Consider the following 23,451-nt stretch of genomic DNA (forward strand, 5'->3'; position numbering starts at 1 on the left):
AAAGCGCCCCCGGAGTTCGCCGTGATCGTCCTCGGAGCTGTCTTGCTCGTCACCGGGCTGCGCCCGGCCCCGTTCCGGCGCCTGGTCCAGGCGGTGAAGTATCGCGGTGGCCGGGCGCTGGACCCGTCCAGGCCCGGCCGGCCGTGGGCCTTGTCCCTGGAGGACAGGCTCCTGCTGGTCGCGGTCTACTACCGGACGAACCTGACGAGGCGTCGGCCGGCGCCGCTGTTCGACGTCTCGTCGGCAGCCGCCCATCGGATCATCGATCGGCACAGCCCGGATTGCCGCCGCAGTTCGCCCACCTGTACACGCCGCTGTTCGCACGCCAGCTGCTGGTGGCCGCCGTCGAGCTGACCGGCCGCCTGAGCGGCTACCCGTCCGCACGTCCTTCACGCACGGTCCGGTGCACAAGGTGGGGCCCGGAGCGCCCGAGAGCAGAGCGCGGGTGAGAGGTGAGTTCGGCAGGCCGGGGTGGTCGTCGTTTCCCCGGGAACGGGTCGGGCAGACGCCTGTTCGGGCGGCAACTCGTGCTGCGCTGTCGCCTGCCATCCCACAGCGGGAGGAAGCCATGACTCAGAGGACCTGCGGCATCACGAGAGCGTGGTCACCGTCGGCGAGCACACCACCATCCACGACACGGCGATCCGCATGCGCGACGCGGACATCGGTGACGTCCTGGTCACCGACGACGACACTTGCGCGGCCTGGTCACCGACCGCGACCTGGTCGTCCGGGCTCTCGCAGACGGCAAGGACCCCGACCACGGGGCCGGGTAGCCGTACCCATGGAGTCCATGCACGTTCGGACATTGCAGGGGAGCGGTGATCGTGGGAACACCACCGAATGACCCGGTACCTCCCAGTCCCACACCGGTTCCGGGGCCGGGCCCGGCGCCGGGTCCCTCGCCCGGCCCGGTGCCCGCGCCCGGTGGTCCGGATCCGGTTCCGCCCGGGCCGCCTCCGCCGGAGCCCGACCCGCAGCCACCGCCCGCGCCGGGGCCGGAACCCCGCCCGGAGCCGGGACCGTTGCCCGGTCCGGGACCTGCTCCGGAACCGGTCACCTGAGCATCTGGACACACTCCGAGGACCGCAGGGGTGAAGCCGTGAAATCCCAGTTCCTGCATCGTCTCTACGAGCCGGACTCTCCGGTCGCATCTGTGTACCTCGACACCTCTCGCGACATCGACGACCCGGACCGGGCGATCGAGCTGCGCTGGCGGCACCTGCGGGAGAACCTGCTGGCCCACGACGCGGACCCGGACACCGTCACGGCGATCGACACCGTCGTCGCGGGTGCCGGCATGGACCGCGGCGTCGTCGGCCGGCACGGACAGGCCGTGTTCGCCGCGGCCGGACGGATCCTGCTGGACGAACGCCTTGCGGAGCCGCCCACGCGGGACACCGCCCGGTACGGGACGCTGCCCGACGTCCTCCCGCTGGTCCTCCAACGCGCCCCGGACATCCCCTACGCCGCCCTCTCCCTCCACCGGGTCCACCTGCCGGGCGGCGCGGGGAACGGTGAGGAGCTCGAGATCGACCACGACGTGGGGCGCTGGCCGGCCAACCGCGTCAACTCCACCGCCGTGCACCGGCGGATCCCGCTCACCGGCTGGGCCCCGGAGGCCGAGCGGATTCTGGGCGAACTGGCGAACGCCGCCCCGGACGACGCCCCCGAACTCGTCGTGATCGCGGGAGACCCATGGGCCGCGAACACGATGATCCGTCTGGCCCCCGGCCACCTGGGGCGCCGCATCGTCAGGCTGCGCGACACCGATCGCCACCGGCCCGAGCCCGGACGGGCGGCCCTGGAACACGAGGTGGCCATGCTGATGGCGGACCGGCTGGCCGGACGTGACCAGCACCGGCTCGACGCCTTCCTCGCCCGGCGTGCCCGCGACCAGGACACGGCCGAGGGACTGGCCGACACCACCCTGATCCTCCAGCGCGGCCAGGCGGCCGCCCTGCTGATCAGCCGCTCACTGCCATCGCTGCCGCCGCTGTGGGTGGGTGCGGCGCCGACCGACGTCGCGCTGTCCGCCGCGGACCTCGCAGCCTTCGGCGTCGGCTACTCATGGGAGGCGGATGCGGCAGACGCTCTCGTCCGCGCCGCCGTGGGGACGAACGCGGACCTGATCGTGGTCCCCGCCGACCAGGCGGCCTTCGCCGAAGGGATCGCCGTGCTGCTCCGGTACCGCGACGCCGGGCACGATCACGAGGACGGGCAGACCGCCGGGAGCGCCAGGAGGGGATGAAGCGGATCACGACGCACCCGAAGACCGACCAGTCGTCCCCGTCTCGAAGGCCATTGCCGGTTGGTCTCGCCTACGCCGATCAGCACCCGATAGTGAGCCGGGGTGCATGAGGAGGCCGACCATGGTTCCGCGCTTCACGAACCGGTACGAGGCCGGGCGGCGGCAAAGGCTCAATCCGAGCCCACGCAGCATCCGTTATCGCTCACCGACCCACCACAAGATCAAATGAGATACGGCCCAGTATCGGAGAGCGGGACGTCTCCTCCGTCCTGGCCGCCTTCGAGTCCCTCGGCGGCGAGCGGCTCACCGACCGCCTCCTTGCGCACCTGCCCCGCGGCTACGCTCTGCTGTTCGGCCGCGCCGACCTTGCCGCCGCTGCTTGAACCCCGGTCGGCCCGGGGCGTTGGCCAGGCGGCGGGCCCCCGACGTCACTGGCCGCGGGCCCGGTCCAGGTCGGCCTCCAGCTCCTCCACCCGGGCCTGGAGTTCGAGCACCCGGCGCGCGCCTTCCGGGGTCAGTCCCTCGCTGATCAGTTTGACCCGGGCTGCGACACGATTGATCTCTCGGCTCGAGCAGCGGCGCCGGCCGCCCGCCGAGCGGATGGGCACGACCACGCCCAGCTCGTCCAGTCGCCGCAGGAAAGCGACCTGGACATGCAACATCGCGGCGACCCGAGACTCACGTTTCATTCCTCCTGCTGAGGCAAGACGGAAGGGATAAGCAGAAGAGGAGGCCCGGCAATGGCACGCGCAGTCGGAATTGACCTCGGGACGACGAACTCGGTGGTCTGCATGCTGGAAGGCGGCGAGCCGGCCGTCACCGCCAACGCCGAGGGTGCGCGCACGACCCCGTCGGTGGTGGCCTTCGGCAAGGGCGGCGAGGTACTGGTCGGCGAGGTCGCCAAGCGGCAGTCCGTCACCAACGTGGACCGCACCGCCCGCTCGGTGAAACGGCACATGGGCGAGAGCGATTGGCGTTTCCCCGAGAAGGGGGACGTGAACGGCAAGCGCTACACCGCGCAGGAGATCTCGGCGCGGGTGTTGCAGAAGCTGAAGCGGGACGCGGAGGCGTATCTGGGTGAGGACGTGACGGACGCGGTGATCACGGTGCCCGCCTACTTCAACGACGCCCAGCGCACTGCGACCAAGGAAGCGGGCGAGATCGCCGGCCTGAAGGTGGCGCGGATCATCAACGAGCCCACCGCCGCCGCGCTGGCGTACGGCCTGGACAAGGAGAACGACCAGACGGTGCTGGTCTTCGACCTTGGCGGTGGCACGTTCGACGTCTCCCTGCTGGACATCGGCGAGGGCGTGGTCGAGGTGAAGGCCACCTCCGGCGACACCCACCTGGGCGGTGACGACTGGGACCAGCGGATCGTCGACCATCTGGTCAAGCAGTTCAAGAACGGGTACGGAATCGACCTGTCCAAGGACAAGATGGCCGCCCAGCGGCTCCGGGAGGCCGCGGAGAAGGCGAAGATCGAACTGTCCGCGGCGACCGAGACGACGATCAACCTGCCCTACATCACGGCCTCCGCCGAGGGCCCGCTGCACCTGGACGAGAAGCTCACCCGCGCCCAGTTCCAGCGGCTGACCGCCGACCTGCTGGAGCGCTGCGAGGGCCCGTTCCACCAGGCCGTCAAGGACGCCAAGATCGAGGTCTCGGACATCGACCACCTCATCCTGGTCGGCGGCTCCACCCGGATGCCGGCCGTCACCGACCTGGTGAAGAAGCTCACCGGCAAGGACCCGCACAAGGGCGTCAACCCGGACGAGGTCGTCGCCGTCGGCGCCTCCCTGCAGGCCGGTGTGCTGAAGGGCGAGGTCAAGGACGTCCTGCTGCTCGACGTCACCCCGCTGTCCCTGGGCATCGAGACCAAGGGCGGCATCATGACGAAGCTGATCGAGCGCAACACCACGATCCCGACCAAGCGCTCCGAGATCTTCACCACCGCCGAGGACAACCAGCCCTCCGTGCAGATCCAGGTCTACCAGGGCGAGCGCGAGATCGCGGCGTACAACAAGAAGCTCGGGATGTTCGAGCTGACCGGCATCGCGCCGGCCCCCCGCGGCCTGCCGCAGATCGAGGTCACCTTCGACATCGACGCCAACGGCATCATGCACGTCGGCGCGAAGGACCTCGGTACCGGCAGGGAACAGAAGATGACCGTCACCGGTGGCTCCTCGCTGCCGAAGGACGACATCGACCGCATGATCCGGGAAGCCGAGCAGCACGCCGAGGAGGACCGCCTCCGCAAGGAGGCCACCGAGACCCGCAACCAGGGCGAGCAGCTCGTCTACAGCACCGAGAAATTCCTCACCGACAACCAGGACAAGGTCCCGGCCGACGTGAAGAGCGAGGTGGAGACGGCCCTGGCGGAGCTGAAGGAGAAGCTCAAGGGCGAGGACACCGCAGCGATGCGCGCGGCGATTGACAAGGCCGCCCAGGTCAGCCAGAAACTGGGCCAGGCCATCTACGCCCAGAACGCCGCTGGTGCGCCAGACGGCGGTGCGACCGGCCCGCAAGGCTCGGAAGAGGAGGTCGTGGACGCCGAGATCGTCGATGAGGACGAGCACAAGGGAGGCGCCGCATGACCACCCCGTCCAAGCTCAACCACGACAACTGAAGCAGCGCCCGCCTGTGGCCATCCGCGACAGGCGGCGCATCGACCCGGACACCTTGAAGCTTCGGCCCGACAGCGAGGAACGGCCCGCCAAGATCACTGACCAGCAGGGCACCGGCGGCCCCGCCAGTGCCCTGCTCGGGGATCACCTGTTCGGCGCGACGGGCGCGCAGGGCGGTGCCACCTCGATCCGCGCGCACCACCACCGCGGCCGGCGCCTGTCGAACGGCGCCGGTCCTCAAAGGGAGCGCCGCGCGGGCGGTCAGAACGCTCAGGTGTGGACGGAATTGTTCAACTGCCTGGCGGTGGTGGGGCGGCCGGCGAGGCCCTCGGACGGTCTCGGAGCGGCCACACGACCAAGATCCACCTGAGCGCTGAAGGCCGCTGCCGGGTGTTGTCCCTGGTCGTCACGCCGGGACAACGCGCCGACTGCACCCAGGTCGAGCGCCGCCGAGACCAGATACGACAAACGCGTCTACGTCTTCCCCGGCACCGTCACGCTCGCCGCACTGACCATCTGGCTCCGCTCGTGATCGCGCGGACGGAACCTAATGCGCCGTCTGGGTGGCGGTGCTGACGGATCGTCGTGCCGTCGCAGCGACACGGGCGTCGATGAGGCGAGGATCGACCGCAGGCCCATCGCCCGGATGGGCCATGAAACGGAGTAGATGGCCTGTGTTGGAACGCGCTCGCGACAAGGACCAGGAAGCGGTCACATTCGTCCTGCCCTCGGACCACCCCGCAGGAGACACCAGTGTGGTCGGGGATTTCAACAGCTGGCGACCCGGTATCCACCGGTTCAATCTGCGCCGGGACGGCTCCCGCGCGGTCACCATCGACCTTCCGCTGGACAGGCAGTTCGCCTTCCGTTACCTGTCCGCGGACGGCTGGTGGTTCGACGAGGAGACCGCCGACGGCCACGACGGCCGCAACAGTCTCCTGCACACCTGAGACTCCTGGCGACCACCTCGGGGTGCCCATTCGTCTCCGGGGTCCGTGGTGGTAGTTCGACGCGCCCCCGAGTAGGGCACGCCAGCCAGGATCCGCGCCGTGGCTTGGCCCCGCTCAAGCTGGAGTATTCCTCGTTGAGGGGCCCGCCTCCCCGCCCTCCTGGGTCGCGTACGCCTCGGGGCCGCCGGCGGTTTCCGGGGCCGGCCCGGTGGGGGCGGAGGCGGTGGTGGTGGGCGCGGGGGCGATGGCGCCGTCCGTCGGTGAAATGAGACGGATGCTGGCGGCGGTCGTCTTGTAGAGGGGCTGTTTGGAGGCCGGGTCCCAGCGGGTGGGCGTGGTCTCGTTGGCGGCTCGCGCGCCCGTCGGGTCGGCCGGCCGGTATCCGGCCGGCGCGTCGAAGTAGCCGTAGTGGAACGGCACGAAGATCATCCCGTCGCGCATCGCGGTGGTCCGGAGTCGGCCCCGAATGGAGCCGCGTGCGGTGGACACCTCGACCAGGTCGCCCTCTGTCAGGCCCCGGGTGGCGGCTTCGGTGACGGACAGTTCCACCCATACCTCGGGAGCGGCGTTGTTCAGCTGCGGGGCGCGGGCGGTCTTGGTGCGGGTGTGGAAGTGGTAGAGCGTGCGGCCGGTGGTCAGTTGGAGCGGGTGCTCCTCGGTGGTGTCTTCGGTCAGCGGCTCGAACGAGGCCGCCCGTAGGACAGCTCTGCCGTCGGGGTTGAGTGCGCGGTAGGCGGATTCGCCGTCGGGTTCGCCGGTGGCCATGTTCTTTCCGTACGACTCACAGGTGTCAGGGTCTGCCCAGGTGATGCCATCGGTGTAGAGGCGTTCGGTGCCACTGGGTGCCTGCCAGTTGCAGGGCCACTGGATGCCACTGGCGGCGGTGCGCAGCAGTCCGTGGCTCAGGCCGGTGTAGTCGCAGGGCCGCCCCGCACTGCACTGCTTCCACGCCTCGAAAGCGCTTGGGGCGTCGTACCAGTGGACGAGCCGGTTGCCGTCTTTGTCGCGGAAGTCCATCCGGTGGGCGTAGTCGAGCAGGATGTCGAGGTCGGTGCGGGCTTGACCGGGCGGTTCGACGGCCTTGTCGGACAGGTGGACGGTGCGGTCGGCGTTGGTGAAGGTGCCGGTCTTCTCGCCCCAGGTGGCCGCGGGCAGGACGACATCGGCGAGCTGGGCGGTCTCGGTGAGGAAGAGGTCCTGGACGACGGTGAACAGGCGCTCGTGTTCGAGGATGGCGCGGATGCGGGGAAGTTCGGGGAGGGAGACGGCCGGATTGGTGGCGCTGATCCACAGCATCCGGAGTCGGCCTTGTTCAGCGAGGCTGAAGATCTCCATGACGTGGGTGGAGGGACCGTCGTGCGGGATCCGGTCGGTTTCGACGTTCCACACACGGGCGAGATCGGCGACGTGCTGTTCGTTGGCCCAGTTGCGAAAGCCCGGCAGGTCACCGTTGGCGCCGCACTCGCGGGTGTTCTGCGCGGTGGGCTGGCCGTTCAGTTGCAGGATCCCGCAGCCGGGGCGGCCGAGCGCCCCGCGCAGCAGGGCGAGGTTGTTGACCTGGACCGCGGCGGCGGTGGCCTGGTGCGACTGGTAGAAGCCCTGCAGCACGGTGCACAGCAGCCGGTGGGACCGGCCGAGGAGTTCGGCGGCCTCACCGATCCGTGCGACGGGAATGTCGCAGATCCGGGCGGCCCAGTCGGGCGTGCAGTCCGCGACCGCGGCGGCGAGCTGCTCGAAGCCGACCGTGTGCTCGGTGAGGAAGTCGTGGTCGATGCGGCCGGTGCGGATGGTCTCGTGGAGCAGGGCGTTCATCAGCGCCAGGTTGGTGCCCAGGCGCGGGGCGAGGTGAACGGTGGCACGTTCGGCGACCTTGGTGCGGCGCGGGTCCACGCACAGAAGGCGGGGAGGATCGATGCCTTCGAGCCGGTCGAGGATGCGCATCCACAGCACGGGCTGGGTCTCGGCCACGTTGTGGCCGAACAAGGCGATCGTGTCGGCGTGGTCGACGTCGGTGAAGGAGGCGGGTTGGCCGTCGCACCCGAAGGTCTGCTTGAGGGCCTCGGCGGCGGTCGCGGTGCACAGGCGGGTGTTGCCGTCGATGTGCGGGGTGCCGATACCGGCACGGGCGATCACGGCCAGCGTGTAGTACTCCTCCAGGAACAGCTGGCCGGAGGTGTAGAAGCCGATCGACTCGGGGCCGTGCCGGTGCAACAGGTCCTTGCTGCGGGAGACGATTCGGTTCATCGCGGTGTCCCAGTCGGTTTCGACCAGGTGCCCGCCCTCGCGGACCAGAGGGGTGGTGAGCCGGTCGCCGGTTGCGGGGCCGGTCCGTGCTGAAGCTCCTATAGATCGTCAAGTGGTCTGGAGGAGCGGTTTCGGTGCGGTCGATGGGCGGGTGAGGTGCTTGTAGACCTCGCGGGCGATGAAGCGTTTGAGGCAGCGCAGGATGTCTTTCTTGGACATGCCTTCGGCGGTGCGGCGTGCGACGTAGTCCTTGGTCCGGTCGTCGTAGCGCATGCGGACCAGTGCGATGGTGTGGAGCGCGTTGTTGGCCTGGCGGTCGCCACCGCGGTTGAGGCGGTGACGGTTGGTGCGGCCCGAGCCGGCGGGGATCGGGGCAGCCGCGCACAGGTGCGCGAAGGACGCCTCGGACCTGAGTCGCTCCGGGTTGTCACCAGCGGTGATGAGGAACTGGGCGGCGGTCTCGGTGCCCACCCCCGGCAGAGCGATGAGCTCCGGGGCCGCCCGGGCGACCAGGGGCTTGAGCCCGGCATCGGCTTCCGCGATCTCCTCGCTGAGGTACTGGTAGCGGCGGGCGAGACGTCGCAGGGCGGTTCTGGCCGCCTGGGCGGGGTCGGCGGCGTCGCCGGCGGGCCGGGAGCGGGCGAGTGTCCTGATCAGCTCGGCCGTGGGCAGTTTCCGCAGTTTCTCGCGGACTTCACCCGGTGCGGTGACGATCAGGGTGCGGATCTGGTTGATGGTCTGGGTTCGGGACTTGACCGCTGAACGGCGGACGACGCGCAGGGAGCGGATGGCCTCCACGATGCCGTCGCGGGTCTTGGGCCGACCGCCGGCGCGGCCGGACAGGACGGCGGTTGCGGCGGCGTAGGCGTCGACGGGGTCGGACTTGCCGTTTGCGCGGCGGGCCCTGCGGTCGGGGCGGTCGACGTCGACCACGGTGACCTTCTCGGCCCTTAGGTGGCGGGCGAGTTCGGCCCCGTATGCGCCGGTGCCCTCGACGCCGACGGCCATCAGGTCGCCGTGCGAGCGCAGCCAGTCCAGCGGTCGCCGGTAGCCGTCGGGGGTGGTGGGGAACGACTCGGTGGCCAGGTGGCGGCCGATGGAGTCGATGACGGCGGCCTGGTGGAAGTCGGTGTGGGTGTCGACGCCGCCGACGACCGCTGTGTGGTCTGCCATGCTTGGTCCTGTTGTCCTTCCGTATGACGGGCGAGGGATGGCACGCGCCGGTCGGGCGGCAGGACAAGACTGTGATGGGACCTTTGGCCGGGCTCCTATGAAGTCACAGGCGCCCGACCGGCCGCGTGCATAGTGACACCGCTCGAACGGTCGACGATTCAACCCAAGGACAGCCGAAGCGTCAGTCAGGCAACGAGTCAGACCCCCAAGCGGTGCCACCTACATCCTCACAGTCAGGCATTTCAGATCCACCGACCGCGGTCACGCGGGCAGGCGAGCGCCCCGTTTCGCTCCGAGCTGCGAGGGCAAGCGCCGGGCATGGACCAGTCTCAGGCACCGGTACTGGAAGCCCTGGCCACCTACCACGTCAACGGCTACACGGCCTTCACCCCACCCGGGCACAAGCAGGGCCGCGGTGCCGACGAGCGGGTGCTACGCACGCTTGGCGAGGACGTGTTCCGCGCCGACGTGCTGGCCGCTGGCGGCCTGGACGACCGCCTGGCGACAAGGCACGTCCTGGAGCACGCGCAGCAACTGATGGCCGAAGCGGTCGGCGCCGAGCACACCTTTTTCTCCACCTGCGGCAGTTCGCTGTCCGTGAAGGCGGCCATGCTGGCCGCTGCCGGTCCGCACGAGCACCTGGTGGTCGGACGGGACGCGCACAAGTCCGTCGTGGCGGGCTTGATCGTGGCCGGCATTCGGCCCCTGTGGGCAGATCCGCAGTGGGATCCCGATCTGCACCTGGCCCACCCTCCTTCCGCCGACGCCTTTGCCCGGGCGCTGGCGGAACATCCGGAGGCGCGCGGCGCCCTGATCACGTCACCCACCCCGTACGGCACCTGTGCGGACCTGCCGGCCACAGCTGCAGCCTGCCACAGCGCGAACCGCCCGCTGATCGTCGACGAGGCATGGGGCGCGCACTTGCCTTTCCATCCCGATCTGCCGAGGTGGGCGATGGACGCCGGCGCGGACGTGTGCGTCACTTCTGTGCACAAAATGGGCTCCGGGCTGGAGCAGAGCTCCGTCTTCCACCTCCAGGGCGACCGGATCGACCCTGCGGTGTTGAAGCAGCGCGAGGACCTGCTCGGCACCACGAGTCCCTCCACTTTGATCTACGCGGCCCTCGACGGCTGGCGCCGTCAGATGGTCCAGTACGGCCGAGCCCTCTACGACCGGACCCTGGCTCTCGCCGCCGAGGCCCGTGAAAGTATCGAGCACCTCGACGGGTTGCACGTCCACGGACGCGAGGAATTCTGCGCCCCGCACCGTGCCGCCGACCTCGACCCCCTTCAGATGATCATCGACGTCGCCGGGCTCGACATCACCGGCTACCTGGCCGGCGACTGGCTGCGCTCCCATCGCCAAGTCGACCTGCACATATGCGACCACCGCCGCATCAGCGCCCAGCTCACCCACGCCGACACCCCCGAAACCGTCGGCCGGCTGCTGACCGCCCTGGCCGAACTGACGACGATCGCCGACACCTTGCGTCCCGCCGCGCAGGTCGACGTACCCGACCCCACTGACCTGCGGCTGGAACAGGTACTGCTGCCCCGCGACGCGTTCTTCGGCCCCACCGAGCAAGTCCCCACCGGCACCGCCGCAGGCCGGATCGCGGCCGAGATGCTCACCCCCTACCCACCCGGCATCCCGGCCGCAGTACCGGGCGAGCGCCTCAACGAAGCCGTCATCGACTACCTTTCCAGCGGCCGAAGGGCCGGCATGCTCATCCCCGACGCCGCCGACCCGGGCCTGGACAGCATCCGCGTCGTCATCGAGGGCTGATGTTGTCCGGCGCCTGCGATGCCCGCCGAGTTGATGACGCGCCTCCGAGAGACCTGACCTCCAACGGACCGGGGTGAACGGAGTCCCTGGAACGGCAGGGGACCTCGCCGGAACGGAAGCCAGCCTGTTCGCAGTAGCCAGTGACGGCCTATGGCCGGGGTGTGCTGTGCCGGCGGTGGCTGGTGTCGCACAGCGGATAGCGGCGGCTGCGGCGGCAGGTGCAGACAGCGACCACCGGGCGGTCGCAGTGCAGTGTGCTCCCGTCCGGCAGCAGCAGCTCCACCGGGCCGTCGATGAGCAGCGGTCCGTGTTCGGTGAGGCGCACCCGGGGCGTCTGCGGATCGTGGTCAGTGGCGGACACCGCGCACCACCGCCAACTCTTCGGTGCGGACTCCCGGTTCGATCAGCCCGATGTCCTCGAACCACTGCGCCCTGGCGGTCATCACCGGGCCGAAGCGCTGCGACTTGCGCGCGATGACACCGACTTGCAGCCCTGCGGCGCGCAACTGCCGCACAGTGGCGTCGGGTTGGGCCAGTGAGGACTGTACGAGCAGAAGTACCCCGCCCGGCGCGAGCAGCAGTGGGACCTGGCGGCACAGCCGGTCGAGCAGCTGCCGCCCGTCCGGCCCGGCGTCCCACGCCACAGCCGGCCCGCGGCCGGGCGGCTGCGAGTCCCGGGCGGGGACGTACGGCGGATTGGACAGCACCAGGTCGAACTGCTCATCGAGGACAGGCCCCGTCAGGTCGCCGCGCCGCAGTCGCACGGGCAGACGGTGCAGGTGGGCGTTCAGCCACGCAGTGGCCAGTGCTCGGCGGGACAGGTCCACAGCGGTGACCCGACACCCACGACGGGCCGCCGCCAGCGCGAGGACCCCGCAGCCGGTGCCGAGGTCCAGACACCGGGCCCCGGGCCTTACGGGCTCGCATCCGAACGTCTCCAGCAACAGCGCGGTGTCTCCTTGCACGGGGTACACACCGGGTGGCCTGAGCAGCACCATGGCCATGCGTATGCCCAGCGAGTGGGTGGCGACACACCCCATCCGCAGCCTCAGCTTCCACCTGCCTGGTCCAAGGTCGGCGATGGCCGCTGCTCGGCGAGGTGAGCAGGCTCGGGGACGAACGGCGGCGGATCACTCGGTCGACTCCTCAGGCAGCGGGGCGCGAAGCGAACTGGCGCCGGTGCGCCAGGCGTTGAGTTGCTGGGCAGCGAGCCGATCCTCGGTGAGGGCGTAGGCGAGCGCGCCGAACGCGATGTCCTCGGCTGGGCATCCGGGTTCGGCGATCAACGGGTCGATGACGGTGCGCCGTACGAGCTGCTCGTGGACGGCGTCGGCGACGACGTGCTCGCGGTAGAACAGGGTGCCGCGCGGCGACGCGCCGAGCCGTTCGAACGCGGCGGCGAGCCGAGCCGCACCGGGCGGCGAGGTGATCTCCAGCGCCGCGAACTGCCCCACCAGTGCGCCCCGCAGCGCCCGGTGCAGTCCGAACAACGACATCGTGTTGACCACTGCGAGTGCCGACCCCGGCACCGCGTCCAGGTACGCACCGTACGCCGGGTCGAGCCCGAAGTCCGCCATCATCGCCGCGAACAGCTCGGCGTGCGCCCGCTCCGGCCGACCCGCACCGTACTCGTCGTACTGAACGGCGACCAGCGCGGCCTTCGCCGGGTACGGCAGCCGCGGCACCGCCCACATCTGCGGGTCGGCCTCCTTCAGGTGGTACAGCGAACGGTGCGCCAGGTATTCGCGGGCCTGCGCCCTGGTCCCGGACGCCAGCAGATGGTGCGAAGGCCCGTCGCCGTTCGGTGGCTCCACCAGCAGATCCGCCAGCACCTCGGCCAGCGGCGCGGGCCGGCCCACCTCGCGGCGCAGCCCGGCCAGGAACACGTCCTCCAGGGCGGCCCGCAGGGCAAGCAGCTCCGGCGACCACTCCCAGTCGTCGTCCACGCCCGCGAATCCTCGGTAGTGCAGCTCGTAGCAGATGTACAGGGCGAGTTGCAGGTCGTCGCCCCACGGACCGGCGGCGGGCTCCGGCGCGGGCAGCGTGTACCGGGCGGAGCCGCGCAGGGCCGCCAGGACCGCAGCCGAGAGCGGGCCGCGCGAGGCCGGCAGCCGCGGGGCGAGGATGCCTGCGGGGGCGGAGGCGTGTATCACGGTGACCTCATTCCGAACGCAGCTCCAGGACGCGGCACTTCGGGCCGCCTCCGGCCTTCCGCAGCTCCGGCACGGCGACCGGCACCGGCCGGTACCCAGCAGTGCGCAGCTGCCGCACCAGTTTCCGGGCGGCTCCGGGCAGTACCACGTGGCTCCCGTCACTGACGGCGTTCAGGCCGAACGCGGCGGTGTCCGCGGCGCGGGCGAGGATCGCGTCCACCGCGAGGGCCTTCCACTGCCGCAGCGCCGCCGTCCGATCCACCGGCTGGGCAGGATCCATCCGCGGGTTGATCGCGTACTCCACAGCGAAGTGTTCCGGCGGACACAGCAGGTACCGCCGTGGGCCGGCACGGCTGTGCGTCCGGGCCGACGCCGCGGACGACGCAAGGGACGACGGCGTGGAAGCAGTTCGTAGCAGGGCCATGGGCGGCGTCTGTCCTGCCCCACCGCCGATGAAACGGCTCCGAACCGACACGGGCTGAACACCGAGCGGTCACCGCGAACGCCCGACCAACCCGCGGCACCGCACCAACAGTGCCCCGGCCCTACGGCTGACCTTGCCCCGGTATGGCGCTCACCGGTCCACACCACCCATCACCGGGTCGATGCTCGCCACCGCGACGACGACGTCCGCGAGCATGCCGCCCTCGCACATCGCGGCCATCGTCTGGAGGTTGGTGAAGCTCGGGTCGCGGAAGTGCACCCGGTAGGGCCGGGTGCCGCCGTCGGAGACGAGGTGCACGCCCAGCTCGCCCCTGGCGGACTCGACCGCCGTGTAGGCCTGCCCCGGCGGGACGACGAAGCCCTCCGTCACCAGCTTGAAGTGATGGATCAGCGCCTCCATGGACTCACCCATGATCTTCCGGATGTGGTCGAGCGAGTTGCCCAACCCGTCCGGGCCGACGGCCAGTTGGGCCGGCCAGGCGATCTTCTTGTCGCCCACCATCACCGGGCCGGGGGCCAGCCGGTCCAGGCACTGCTCGACGATCCGCAGCGACTGGCGCATCTCCTCCAGCCGGATCAGGAACCGGCCGTAGGAGTCCGCGGTGTCGGCCGTCGGGACGTCGAACTCGTAGTTCTCGTACCCGCAGTACGGGTCGGTCCTGCGCAGGTCGTGCGGCAGCCCGGTGGCACGCAGGATCGGGCCGGTGGCGCCGAGCGCCAGGCAGCCGGCCAGGTCCAGGTGGCCGACGTCGACCAGCCGGGCCTTGAAGGCCGGGTTCTTGGTCGCCAGTTTGTCGTACTCGTGCATCCGCGAGCGCAGCAGCTTCACGCCCTCGCGGATCTTGTCGACGGTGCCGGCAGGCAGGTCCTGCACCAGACCGCCCGGCCGGACGTACCCGTGGTTCATCCGCAGGCCCGTCACCAGCTCGAAGATGTCGAGGACGACCTCGCGGTCCCGGAAACCGTAGACCATCAGCGTGGTCGAGCCGATCTCCATCCCGCCGGCGGCGAGGGCCACCAGGTGCGAGGAGATCCGGTTCAGCTCCATCATCAGCACCCGGATCACGCTCGCCCGCTCCGGGACCTGCTCGGTGATCCCGAGGAGCTTCTCCACCGCCAGGCAGTAGGCGGTCTCGTTGAACAGCGGCGTCAGGTAGTCCATCCGCGTCACGAACGTGGTGCCCTGCACCCAGTTGCGGAACTCCATGTTCTTCTCGATGCCGGTGTGCAGGTAGCCGATACCGCAGCGGGCCTGTTTCACCGTCTCGCCGTCGATCTCCAGGACCAGGCGCAGCACGCCGTGCGTGGACGGGTGCTGCGGGCCCATGTTGACGATGATCCGCTCGTCGTCGGCCTGCGCGACGGCCTCGGCGACCTCGCCCCAGTCGCCGCCGGTGACGGTGTAGACGCGGCCCTCGGTGGTGTCCCGCGCTTCTGCCGACTCGTGCTCGCTGCCACTCATCAGTCGTATGACCTCCGCTCGGGTCGCCGGTCGCGCCTGATGCGTCCGTGTCGCGGCGCGTGATCGGGCACGACGGGACCGCGGCCGTCCGAGCGGGCCGACCCTCGGGCCTGCTTCACGGGCGCGAATCGGCAGCTCGGGCTCCTCAAATCCAGGATCGCGTACATCTGCCACGAGCACCCGGCCGGACCGGTGCATCACACCAGCCGCGGCCGTACCACGGAAGAGTCGGGAGGTATACGTGGGTGCCCTCATTCGGGCGTGGCTGCCCGGATAGCCTCACCGTTTCGTGGGCAGGTCCCCACATGGTCATCCCACGGCGTCACGGCGGCTTCCGCCGGTACCGGAGAGCGTCGCGCCGGCCCGGCGGTTCGTCCGCTCGGCGCTGGACGGTGCACAAGCGGGTCTGGCGCGTTGTCGATCGCCGCCGCCTCATGACTGCGCACCCCCGCGGTCAGCGGCCCGGTTGCGCCTCGGCTCCGCCGACCGTTCCAGCGTCTGCCTGTGGACGTGCCTGGATGTCGTCGCGTCGCTCCCGGCGGATGCGAAGGCGTCGGAAGCCGTGGAGCCACGCGATGGTGTGCTCGACTACCCAGCGATGGACGCCGAGCCGTGATCCGTGGGGTACTCCGCGGCGGGCAATCACGGGCTTGACGCCCCGCTTCCACGCAAGGCGCCGGTAGTTGTCGTGGTCGTAGCCCCGGTCGGCCAGCAGCACGTCCGGACGATGCCGTGGCCGACCGACCAGGCCGGCGGCGAGTGGGATCTTCGCCAGCAGGGGCAGGAGCTGGGTGACGTCGTTGCGGTTGCCGCCGGTCAGAGACACCGCGAGCGGGATGCCCTGGGCGTCGACAAGGACGTGGTGCTTGCTGCCCGGCCGTGCGCGGTCGACCGGCGAAGGTCCGGTGTGAGCCCCCCTTCAGCGCCCTGACGTGCGAACCGTCGATCGCGGCATCGTCCATCTCCAGCAGCCCTGCGGCCCGCAGCTCGGCGAGCAGAACCTCGTGCAGGCGCGGCCACACGCCCGCTTCGGCCAAGTCCCGCAACCGCCGCCAGGCCGTCACCCCACTGCAGCCCACCCGCTCGGCCGGAACGTCCCGCCGGCTCACACCCTTGCGCAGCACGTACACGATGCCGCGCAGTGCAGCCCGGTCGTCCGCCGGCAGCCGCCCGGGACAGCGGTGGCGTCGCGGCGGACGTGGCGGCAGCGGCGGAGCCACCCGCTCCCACAGGTCATCAGGCACAAGATCATCCGACACGTGCAGCACTCCGCCGCCCGGACGCCTCAACTGCCAAGCCCCTGAGCCGAACTCATTTTGAAATGATCAGTAAGGCGCAGGGTTTCAGCGCCTGACGGACCGTCAGAAAAGTCAGCAAAAAGTCGGCATTCATCCACCCACAGCCTGCAAAACCTGCCCACATGTGAGAATCGGCGAGGTGTTGGCGATCACTCCCGAGGCCGTGGCCGACGATGCCCGCCGGGGCCATACCGGGTGCCAGCGGCGGTCGCGGAGCGCCGTTCAGGGCTGATCGTTGCGATCGCCACCCCGGTGGCATCGGCGCAGGTCAGAGGCGGTTTCCGCGCGCCTTGAGGGCGACGTTCGGCAGCTCCGGCGCGGGCAGGCGGTCGCCCGGGTAGCCCTGGACCTCGCCGAAGCGCTCCCCCTTCTCCCGGTCGAGTCGTGCTTGCGCGATCTCCTCACTGGACCGGCCGATGAAGTTCCACCACATATCACGTGGTGAGCGTTTCATCCCAGCTCAGAGGCTTGTTCGACCATCCAGGGTCAGCAAACGGTCAGCAAACCTGCCTGGGGGTCAGCAGCAGTGGCAGCGATCAGACTCATCCGCGGCATGGGCAGCTTCTTCAAAACGTGCGAGGACTCCGAGAGCCGGTGGCCGCGGTGCCCGCACGAGTGCACGATCCGGTACCGCAACGCAGCCGGCCGCCAGGTCGAGGAGTCCGGGTTCGCCAACTCGGAGAAGGCGAAGACCCGGCTCGCCGAGGTCCACAAGGAGCGCAAGTGCAACCTGCACAACCAGCGGGCAAGTAGGCGAATGCCGTGCCGGGTTGCGCGACTGTCGATCCAGGAGCGGCCCGTATTCCGAAGAGGACTGTCGGGATTGGCCGTTAACTGCCCGCCTGGCACAATGATTTGCAGAAGAACTTTGCGGTGCGTCCGGTCCAGCTGATGGCTCCGGGACTTTCCGATGGCGCCACCGCCTCCGCGCGTCTTGCCGACGACGCCGCGCTCCATCGCGCCATGCGTGAGACGCCGTCATCATCAATTTCCCACCTCCGTCGAGGAGGACATCATGAACCAGCCCAGCGTGGGCGCAACCCAGGCGGCCGGCGAGCTGGCCGGCGCACTGCAGGCGATGCTCAGCAGCCTCGTGGCGAAGGCCCTGGGCTCACAGGCGTTGACCAAGGACGGCCAGCCGTTGCGTCAGGTCTGTTACATGCAGATGCCGAACGGCACGCCGATCAATCCCAAGGACTTCGCCGATCCGTGGTCACCCGTAGGCACGACCACGGTCGCCGGGGCGGGGAGCCAGGCGGGGATACCCCCCGATGTGGCGGCCGCCGTACCTCCCCCCGGCCCGGTGGGTCCGGCCGTGGCGGCCAAGAAGCCCCCGGTGCCACCGCCGCCGACGGAGAATCCACAACTGGTCCAGTCGCTGAAAGCGGCGTTCAACACGGCAACGCTGGTCGACCAGCGGCTGATGGTCACCACGGACGGCAGCTACCTTCCGTTCCAGGGCTCGGAGATCCTCAGCACCGCCTACGAGGGCCTGGTCATGAAAGCGCAGGGCCTGTCGGCACCGCCGCCTCCCAAGGACGTCCAGGACCGGATCGACAAGGCGCGGCAGGTACTCCACAAGTTCGACGCCAAAGGGAATGACACCGGAAAGATGTCAGACGCGTACATGGCGTACAAGGACGCCGCCCAGAAATGGGCGGATGCTCGCAGCGACTTCGCGACGGCGGAGGCCGAGGCGATGACCGATCCGGTCAAGGGCCAGGTCTGGCCGGTGACGTCGCAGTCACTCCAGCAGAAGGTCGACACCGCCTGGGACGAATGGCGTGCGGGCGGCGATGCCGACACCATCGAGAGTGCGCTCGACACTCTCGAATCGGTGGGCGGAAGTGTCGGGGCATTCTTCGTCAGCCAGGCCCGCACCCTGTACAAAGCATGGAATCTCGGGCTGACCGGTGTGCCCGTGCCCTCGCCCTACTCCGAAGTGATGCCGAGCACCTGGTACGACCCGAACGACCGGGAGAACGGCTTCACCGAACTCGACATCGCCGCCAGCCAGTGGGATTCGTCCGGTGCCACGCAGTCCTCCCAGCTCGCGAACAGCTGGTACCAGGGCCACAGCCAGTCGGTGGGCGGCGGAGGCGAGGCGATGGTGTTCGGGGTCACCTTCGGTGCGGATGCCACCAGCACCTCCAGCAGCGACTCGGCAGGGAGCTCAGCCTCGGGGGGCACCAGTATCAGCTTCAGCAACAGCACGTCGGACGTCGAGATCCACTTCGAGTACGGCCTGTGCACCATCTACCGTCCATGGCTGCTCTCGGAGCTGTTCCTCGTCGACGGCTGGTACCTCCCCGGTGAGCCCCCGAAGTCGATCAGCGACGGAACCATCGGAGGAGCGGTCAAGGCACAGGACGCGCAGACCCAGGACCAGAGCGCGGCTGAAGCACTGCCGATGATCACGACTCAGTTCATGGTGGTCCGGAACGTCGTCATCACGGCAAGCAACTGGGGGGATGCCGGTGACCGGATGAGTTCGTGGTGCCAGAACGCGTCCAGTTCCGACCAGAGCAGCGGCACCAGCGTCAGCGGGAACGTCGGCTACCTGGGCTTCGGCGGCGAGGCCCACGAGGGCAACGTCGACTGGTCCGGCTCGGAGTCCGAATCCGCTGCGGCAAGCGGTAGTTGGTGGTTCGACGGCAACTCCCAGCACGGAAAGCTGTCGATCAACGGTTGCCAGATAGTCGGCTGGATCGGCGAGATCCTGCCCGCCTCACCACGGGTCGACGGGGTGAACCCCCCGGCCGTCGTCGGCGCAACCGACAGCACGACCTCGTCGACCACGACCACGCCGACGGCGGGCGGCTGAGACGGTGATGGTGGACACCTCCAGGCTCGACCAACTCGGCGCGGCACTGTACGACTTCATCGACAGCCAGTTCGCCCAGCCGAGCGACGGGCCGACCACGGTCGCGTTCCTGCCCGGTGCCGTCGCCGTCCGCCCGGACACCTTCTACCAGAACGGAGTGGTCAACCCGGCACTGGTCGGTACCTGGTTGACCACGGTCGTCGACCGGGTCGCCCCGGTGCTCAACAGCCAGTTCAGCGCGGGCGGCGCCACCGCCGGCGACATCATGACGGCAGTGACCCAGCTCGCGGCCCCGGCGGCACCCGTCGGCAGTGACACGGCGAACGCCTTCGTCCGACTCAAGGAGGAGTCCGCCCAGGCGATCGGACCCGTCGGAGCGCCCAAGGAGATCAGGACGGCGCCGCTCGACTGGTACGCCCCCGACAGAGTGGCGAGCTGGCCCGGGTACCAGTCCACCCGCTCCGTCACCGCCCCCGGGCCGGACGCCTCCGACCAGCCCCCGTCCGATGCCGGACCAGATGCGGGGAACCAGTCCCTGTGGTCGTGGCGCCGTGACGACGGATCCCAGAGCGACCAGGCGGCTGCCGCGCCCGCCACCAACGGCTCGGACAGTGACGAGAATCCTCCCGCGGCCTCGCCGACCCCCGTCGGCGCCTCTGCCCTCACCCTGACCATGAACTACTTCCAGGTCGCAATGTCCCGGTCGGGCTGGTGGAACGACGTCCTGCTGAACAGCCCACTGTGGTACCTCCCTGGCGAGAGGGCCGGATCGCTGCTGCCTGGCAGCCTCCCGGTCGGCACGCCGTTCGGTCTGCCGGTGACGATGATCCTCACCGCGAACGTCGAGGTGTCCGGGCAGTGGACAGGGGACGACCTGGCGGCGGCGACCACCAGCACGCACTTCGGACCCTGGCAGTTGCCGACCGATCCGTTCGGGCCCGGTGAGGTGTCCGCGGAGAGCGCGGTGCTGAGCATTCCCGACATGCAGGTGATCGCCTTCGTCTGCCAGATGCTGCCCGTACTCCCGCCGGTGAGCGACCCGGCCCTGCCCGCTGCGCCGCCCCGGCAGTACCAGCCGTTTCCCGGAACTGACTTCTTCTCGCCCGGTCGCCGCAGTTCGGTCATCGCGGCCATGCACAACCGCCTCGTCGCCGTCGGCTGCGGCCGTTACCGGAGCACTGTCGGCGAGGACATCTGGGGGAGCGGGGACCAGGCGTCCTACCACTCCTGGCAACTCACTCTCGGCTACCAGGGCTCCGCCGCCGACGGCATTCCCGGCCAGGCGAGCTGGGACAGCCTGCAGGTGCCGTTCGTCACCCTCTCCCCCTAGCCGACACCTCACAAGGAGGAAGCCCGATGGCCGCACGCAGCGTCCAGATCACCCTGCACAACCACAGCGACCAAGACCTCACCCTCACTTCCAACGACCTCCCGGGTGGCGAGTGGACCACCCAGCCACCGGACAACGTCGGCCCGCAGGCCGACACCACCTGGGCCTCGGAGTCCGACGGCATCGCCACCGGCACCCAGGGCAGCGCGGTGTACGCGATCGGCGGCGACGGCTCCTCCCTGAAGATCGCCTGGGACAACCCCTTCGCCGGAACCAACAAGTACGCCACCGACGTCAGTCCGGGCTTCGCGCTCTACCAGAGCGGATGGTCCGGCGACAACGTGAGCGTGGACTACGTGCTGGAGCCCTCCACGCCGCACAACACCACCTTCCGGCCCTCCCAGCACGGCTTCCCGTTCGACAACAGCTGGACCAGCGCCCCGCTCACCTCGATCGACCTCGGGGTGGCCACCATCCCCATCGGCAACGCCGAGTACGGATTGTGCGGCGGCATGGTCTACGCGGCACTCGACTACTGGGCGGCGTCGCTGCCCGTCCCGCAGGACCGGCCGGATCCGGCCGCCCCCGGGACACCGCTCTACGACTACCTGGTCAGCCGGCTCTTCGACAGCTTCGACCTGCCCTCACTGCCCGTGACCCTGCTCACCATCGGCAACCCCGCGTACCCGGACACCGGAAGCGCCGGAAACCCCTTGGAAGGCCGCTCCCCGATCATCATCAAGGATGCCTGGCCACAGATCCGCACCTGGATCGACAGCGGATTCCCCGCCCCGATCTGCCTGGTGAAGGCTCTGTCCGCCAACCCGATGGACCTGCAACACGACCACCAGGTAGCGGCGTGGGGCTACCAGATGAGCGGCAACCAGGTGACGCTCTGCCTCTACGATCCGAACCTCCCCGGGCGTGACGACCTCACCCTCCAGTTCGACGAGGCCGACATCCTGAACCCGCCCAACATCTCGCCGTCCGACCCGGCTCAAGGCCAGATCTTCTGCTTCGTCACCACGGCCTACACCCAGAAGACACCACCGTCCTGACCCCGCGACGTCGAAAAGAACGCCCTGGAGGCTGCCATGCTCCGACTTCCGCTCCTGGCCGCGTCCCCAGCCGATACGCCTTCGCCGTCCCCCAGTCCCACGCCGGGAGGCTCGGCCGTACTCACCTGGGGGCAGACCCTCGCCGCCCTGCTGATCATCGCCGGAGTGATCATCGCCATCGGCTTGGTCCTCTGGGGAGCCTCCGCCGCGAAGGGCGTGATGGGCAGCGTCGCGCGCAGCTGGATCGCGCTCGCCCTGATCGCCGGACTCCTGTCCGCCACCGTACTCGCGTTCGCGGTCAACGACTCCACCACCCGCAGCACCCTCATCGGCGCCCTCGGCGCAGCCGTCGGCGCGGCCACCGCGTTCTACTTCTCCTCAAAGTCGACCGACCAGGCCCACGACCTGCTCACCACCTCCGTGGGCACCGAAACCGTACCGGATCTGACCGGACGCACCGCGGACGACGCCATGCGGGTGCTGAGCACGACCACGCTGAGACTGATGACCGACCCGACCTCACCCGCCCCTGCCGTCGGCGAAAACGTCGTGAAACAACAGCCCCCCGCCGGCACGGCGGCGTCCAAGGGAACCACGGTCCTGGTGATCTACGGCTGACACGGCTCCTGGGTCGGGCTGTGGGGGCGTGTACGACGGCCGTCTCGGCAAGCACACCGAGGGATGTCGAAGGCGGTACCGTCCACCGCGACCAGCCGCCAGTGGCGAAACCACGCGCCGACCGTCCCCTTCGTGGCCACGGGGTGGCAGACCCGGGCGAACAGCGCCCGCAGCGGCTCCGGACCCAGCCGCAGCCGGAAGCCACCTCATCAACCGGCTCGGGCGGGAACGCCCGCGTCAGCACTCCCGGCGCAATTCGGTCCGAGAACCACTCCACCCGCCGACGACTTCACCTGTCCAGTTCAGCAAGGAGGCACCATCATGCTGAAGGGAATCGACGTTTCCAGCTACCAACCGGCTGCCCTCAGCACCAATGGCCTGTCGTTCGCGTTCGTCAAAGCAACCGAGGGCACCGACTACGTCAACCCCAAGCAGGCCGCCCAGTCGCAGTCGGCCCGCGGCTCGGGGCTCGTCGTCGGCTTCTATCACTTCCTGAGGCCGGGTGACGTGCAGACACAGGCCCAGTGCTTCGTCGAACGCTGCCTGAGCCTGCCGAACGACATCCTCGCGTGTGACTGGGAGGCCGAGGGCGGTACGGCGCCCACCTGCGCGGAGAAGGACCAGTTCCTGGCGGCGGTCAAGCAGTTGCGACCGAACCACCGGATCGTCCTGTACTGCGACGTGGACTTCTGGCACAACCGTGACAGCACGTCGAACTGCGGGGACGGTCTGTGGATTGCCGATTACAGCCATCCGGCGGGGCAGCCCGCTGTTCAGCACCAGTGGCTCTTCCACCAGTACAGCCAGGCCCCCGTTGACCAGAGCGTCGCGAACTTCGAGACCGCTGGCCAGTTGAGGCAGTGGGCGGGGCAGTAGGCCGCCCGCCGGTGTGGCGGGCGGGTTCGGCCCCCGTGTGCGCCGGGCCCTCGGCGCCGACGGCCATCAGGTCGCCGTGCGAGCGCAGCCAGTCCAGCAGTCGCCGGTAGCCGTCGGGTGCAGTCAGGCGTACCTGGCAGCTCGGCAGCGGTCGCTCCGCCGCCGCCACCTTGGCCTGCGTCTCGGCCCGGTCACCCACGCCGTGATCGACCACGCACATGCCCCGGTCGCCGTCGTGCCGCACGGCCGAGACGGCGCAGTGCCTTCCCGGGGATCAGGCACAGGACATCACCGCGCGGATGCCGCGTCCACCTGGTGGGGACACGGCATCCGCGCGTCCGGCCTGCTCCCGGTGCATGGG

The 23,451-nt window shown here is 69.7% G+C and carries 18 protein-coding genes and 3 pseudogenes; 11 read left to right on the top strand and 10 right to left on the bottom strand.

The window, feature by feature from the left end; genetic code table 11:
* Positions 1–21 precede the first annotated feature (21 nt).
* Together ACFV18_RS14270 and ACFV18_RS14275 are read left to right on the top strand one after the other, a co-directional pair.
* Positions 22–279, top strand: a pseudogene (locus ACFV18_RS14270) (transposase family protein); the annotation flags it as partial.
* 823 nt (positions 280–1,102) lie between these two features.
* Complete coding sequence (locus tag ACFV18_RS14275) at positions 1,103–2,251, top strand: hypothetical protein (RefSeq protein WP_380482887.1); 1,149 nt, start codon at positions 1,103–1,105, stop codon at positions 2,249–2,251.
* A gap of 428 nt (positions 2,252–2,679) precedes the next feature.
* Here ACFV18_RS14275 and ACFV18_RS14280 read toward each other — a convergent pair whose 3' ends face one another.
* Positions 2,680–2,940 carry a MerR family transcriptional regulator gene (locus ACFV18_RS14280; RefSeq protein WP_380482889.1) on the bottom strand — a complete coding sequence of 87 codons (261 nt, stop codon included), beginning with the start codon at positions 2,938–2,940 and terminating at the stop codon, positions 2,680–2,682.
* A gap of 51 nt (positions 2,941–2,991) precedes the next feature.
* Here ACFV18_RS14280 and dnaK point away from each other — a divergent pair, with 51 nt between their 5' ends.
* From dnaK to ACFV18_RS14295, 3 genes are all read left to right on the top strand, one after another.
* Positions 2,992–4,845, top strand: coding sequence for a molecular chaperone DnaK (gene dnaK / locus ACFV18_RS14285; protein ID WP_380482891.1), 1,854 nt, complete (start codon positions 2,992–2,994; stop codon positions 4,843–4,845).
* A gap of 46 nt (positions 4,846–4,891) precedes the next feature.
* Positions 4,892–5,245: a hypothetical protein gene (locus ACFV18_RS14290; RefSeq protein ID WP_380482893.1), complete on the top strand. Its 354-nt coding sequence runs from the start codon at positions 4,892–4,894 to the stop codon at positions 5,243–5,245.
* 304 nt (positions 5,246–5,549) lie between these two features.
* Positions 5,550–5,825 carry an isoamylase early set domain-containing protein gene (locus ACFV18_RS14295; RefSeq protein WP_380482895.1) on the top strand — a complete coding sequence of 92 codons (276 nt, stop codon included), beginning with the start codon at positions 5,550–5,552 and terminating at the stop codon, positions 5,823–5,825.
* A 114-nt stretch (positions 5,826–5,939) separates the two neighbouring features.
* Here the strand turns inward: ACFV18_RS14295 and ACFV18_RS14300 are convergent.
* A pseudogene (locus tag ACFV18_RS14300) lies at positions 5,940–8,144 on the bottom strand (molybdopterin oxidoreductase family protein); the annotation flags it as partial.
* A 33-nt stretch (positions 8,145–8,177) separates the two neighbouring features.
* Positions 8,178–9,242, bottom strand: a complete 1,065-nt coding sequence (locus ACFV18_RS14305; RefSeq protein WP_380482897.1) for an IS110 family transposase — start codon at positions 9,240–9,242, stop codon at positions 8,178–8,180.
* A 318-nt stretch (positions 9,243–9,560) separates the two neighbouring features.
* On the opposite strand from ACFV18_RS14305, the gene ACFV18_RS14310 reads away from it, so the two are divergent.
* On the top strand, positions 9,561–11,027 hold the full coding sequence (locus ACFV18_RS14310) for an aminotransferase class I/II-fold pyridoxal phosphate-dependent enzyme (protein ID WP_380482899.1): 1,467 nt from the start codon (positions 9,561–9,563) through the stop codon (positions 11,025–11,027).
* 148 nt (positions 11,028–11,175) lie between these two features.
* Here the strand turns inward: ACFV18_RS14310 and ACFV18_RS14315 are convergent, their stop codons facing one another.
* From ACFV18_RS14315 to ACFV18_RS14345, 7 genes and pseudogenes are all read right to left on the bottom strand, one after another.
* Complete coding sequence (locus ACFV18_RS14315; RefSeq protein ID WP_380482901.1) at positions 11,176–11,388, bottom strand: CDGSH iron-sulfur domain-containing protein; 213 nt, start codon at positions 11,386–11,388, stop codon at positions 11,176–11,178.
* On the bottom strand, positions 11,375–12,067 hold the full coding sequence (locus tag ACFV18_RS14320) for a HemK2/MTQ2 family protein methyltransferase (RefSeq protein ID WP_380482903.1): 693 nt from the start codon (positions 12,065–12,067) through the stop codon (positions 11,375–11,377). Before ACFV18_RS14320 ends, ACFV18_RS14315 begins: the two co-directional genes overlap by 14 nt.
* A 90-nt stretch (positions 12,068–12,157) precedes the next feature.
* Positions 12,158–13,180: an iron-containing redox enzyme family protein gene (locus ACFV18_RS14325; RefSeq protein ID WP_380482905.1), complete on the bottom strand. Its 1,023-nt coding sequence runs from the start codon at positions 13,178–13,180 to the stop codon at positions 12,158–12,160.
* Positions 13,181–13,187: 7 nt separating this feature from the next.
* Positions 13,188–13,460 (bottom strand): hypothetical protein, encoded by a 273-nt coding sequence (locus tag ACFV18_RS14330; protein ID WP_380482907.1) that lies wholly within the window; start codon positions 13,458–13,460, stop codon positions 13,188–13,190.
* Positions 13,461–13,754: 294 nt separating this feature from the next.
* The gene (locus ACFV18_RS14335; protein ID WP_380482909.1) at positions 13,755–15,086 is read right to left on the bottom strand and encodes an NADH-quinone oxidoreductase subunit D; all 1,332 of its coding nucleotides are present in this window, start codon (positions 15,084–15,086) and stop codon (positions 13,755–13,757) included.
* Positions 15,087–15,540: 454 nt separating this feature from the next.
* Positions 15,541–16,345 (bottom strand): IS5 family transposase gene (locus tag ACFV18_RS14340; protein ID WP_380482911.1). Its coding sequence is split into 2 segments (ribosomal slippage): positions 15,541–16,006 and positions 16,005–16,345, totalling 807 coding nucleotides; the frame shifts between segments, so codons are not numbered across the junction.
* Positions 16,346–16,652: 307 nt separating this feature from the next.
* A pseudogene (locus tag ACFV18_RS14345) lies at positions 16,653–16,817 on the bottom strand (pirin family protein); the annotation flags it as partial.
* Between the two features lie 582 nt (positions 16,818–17,399).
* On the opposite strand from ACFV18_RS14345, the gene ACFV18_RS14350 reads away from it, so the two are divergent.
* From ACFV18_RS14350 to ACFV18_RS14370, 5 genes are all read left to right on the top strand, one after another.
* A complete protein-coding gene (locus ACFV18_RS14350; protein ID WP_380482913.1) occupies positions 17,400–19,208 on the top strand; it encodes a hypothetical protein in 1,809 nt (602 codons plus the stop codon).
* Positions 19,209–19,215: 7 nt separating this feature from the next.
* Positions 19,216–20,538: a peptidoglycan-binding protein gene (locus ACFV18_RS14355; RefSeq protein ID WP_380482915.1), complete on the top strand. Its 1,323-nt coding sequence runs from the start codon at positions 19,216–19,218 to the stop codon at positions 20,536–20,538.
* Between the two features lie 26 nt (positions 20,539–20,564).
* Positions 20,565–21,596 carry a hypothetical protein gene (locus ACFV18_RS14360; RefSeq protein WP_380482917.1) on the top strand — a complete coding sequence of 344 codons (1,032 nt, stop codon included), beginning with the start codon at positions 20,565–20,567 and terminating at the stop codon, positions 21,594–21,596.
* A 36-nt stretch (positions 21,597–21,632) separates the two neighbouring features.
* Entirely contained in the window at positions 21,633–22,214 is a 582-nt protein-coding gene (locus ACFV18_RS14365; RefSeq protein ID WP_380482919.1) for a PASTA domain-containing protein, read from the top strand.
* A gap of 321 nt (positions 22,215–22,535) precedes the next feature.
* Positions 22,536–23,090, top strand: a complete 555-nt coding sequence (locus ACFV18_RS14370; RefSeq protein ID WP_380482921.1) for a GH25 family lysozyme — start codon at positions 22,536–22,538, stop codon at positions 23,088–23,090.
* Positions 23,091–23,451 lie beyond the last annotated feature (361 nt).

It is taken from the genome of Kitasatospora sp. NPDC059673 (assembly GCF_042734215.1).
Classification (GTDB): Bacteria; Actinomycetota; Actinomycetes; order Streptomycetales; family Streptomycetaceae; genus Kitasatospora.

Coding starts and splice junctions, on each gene's coding strand:
- ACFV18_RS14280 (WP_380482889.1), bottom strand. CDS start 2,940: ATGAAACGTGAGTCTCGGGTCGCCGCGATGTTGCATGTCCAGGTCGCT.
- ACFV18_RS14360 (WP_380482917.1), top strand. CDS start 20,565: ATGGCCGCACGCAGCGTCCAGATCACCCTGCACAACCACAGCGACCAA.
- dnaK (WP_380482891.1), top strand. CDS start 2,992: ATGGCACGCGCAGTCGGAATTGACCTCGGGACGACGAACTCGGTGGTC.
- ACFV18_RS14350 (WP_380482913.1), top strand. CDS start 17,400: ATGAACCAGCCCAGCGTGGGCGCAACCCAGGCGGCCGGCGAGCTGGCC.
- ACFV18_RS14320 (WP_380482903.1), bottom strand. CDS start 12,067: ATGGGGTGTGTCGCCACCCACTCGCTGGGCATACGCATGGCCATGGTG.
- ACFV18_RS14305 (WP_380482897.1), bottom strand. CDS start 9,242: ATGGCAGACCACACAGCGGTCGTCGGCGGCGTCGACACCCACACCGAC.
- ACFV18_RS14370 (WP_380482921.1), top strand. CDS start 22,536: ATGCTGAAGGGAATCGACGTTTCCAGCTACCAACCGGCTGCCCTCAGC.
- ACFV18_RS14335 (WP_380482909.1), bottom strand. CDS start 15,086: ATGAGTGGCAGCGAGCACGAGTCGGCAGAAGCGCGGGACACCACCGAG.
- ACFV18_RS14355 (WP_380482915.1), top strand. CDS start 19,216: ATGGTGGACACCTCCAGGCTCGACCAACTCGGCGCGGCACTGTACGAC.
- ACFV18_RS14310 (WP_380482899.1), top strand. CDS start 9,561: ATGGACCAGTCTCAGGCACCGGTACTGGAAGCCCTGGCCACCTACCAC.
- ACFV18_RS14330 (WP_380482907.1), bottom strand. CDS start 13,460: ATGGATCCTGCCCAGCCGGTGGATCGGACGGCGGCGCTGCGGCAGTGG.
- ACFV18_RS14365 (WP_380482919.1), top strand. CDS start 21,633: ATGCTCCGACTTCCGCTCCTGGCCGCGTCCCCAGCCGATACGCCTTCG.